Annotated in this window: 1 protein-coding gene and 1 pseudogene; both read left to right on the top strand. The window is 70.9% G+C overall.

Going from position 1 to position 650, the window contains the following annotated elements; all coding sequences use genetic code 11:
- Window positions 1-406, top strand: a 406-nt coding sequence (locus AC1DWF_RS35455) for a tripartite tricarboxylate transporter substrate-binding protein (protein WP_476843142.1), incomplete at its 5' end; no start/stop codon positions are given.
- Window positions 403-650, top strand: a pseudogene (locus AC1DWF_RS35450) (hypothetical protein); the annotation flags it as partial. The gene AC1DWF_RS35455 and the pseudogene AC1DWF_RS35450, both read left to right, overlap by 4 nt.

Here is a 650-nt window from a genome sequence, read left to right as displayed (position 1 = left end):
GACGCTGGCGGCACTGCTGGGCGGGCATATCCAGCTCGCGCCCGTCGATGCCTCCGAGGCGCGCGGACAGTTCGAAGCGGGCGAGATCCGTCTGCTGGCCGTGCTGTCGGCGGCGCGACTGCCCGGCACGCTGGCCAATGTCCCGACGGCCAAGGAGCAGGGTTTCGACGCCGAATGGCCCATCGTGCGCGGCTTCTATGGCCCGCCGCAGATGCCGGACGCCGCCTACAACTTCTGGGTCGAGGCGATCCGCCGGCTGACGGCCCATCCGGACTGGCCGGCGCAGCGGGCGGCGCAGGGGCTCTTCGAGTTCAACATGGTCGGCGCGGAATTCACCGAGCTGGCGAAGCGCAAGACTGCCGAGTTCCGCCAGCTCGCGCGCGACGTCGGTTTGGTCAGCCAGTGAGTGCCGGCAGCACCGAAGGCGCGCGAGGCACCAGCTTTGCTTCGGCCGACCGGATTCTGGGTGCGCTGCTGATCGTCCTGGCGGCTCTCGCCTTCTGGTCCGCACAGTCGCTCGTCGTGCCCTTCGCCGCCGATCCGCTGGGGCCTTCGGGCTTTCCTTCCGCGGTGGCGGTCATCCTGGCCGTGTGTGGTGCGATGCTCCTGCTCGCGCGGGGGCTGCCCTTCGCCTGGCCGGAGCGCCGCGC

Source organism: Aminobacter sp. P4_D5 (assembly GCF_056401815.1).
The sequence above is the reverse complement of the archived record's forward strand: the minus strand, read 5'-3'. Positions and strand labels throughout refer to the sequence as shown.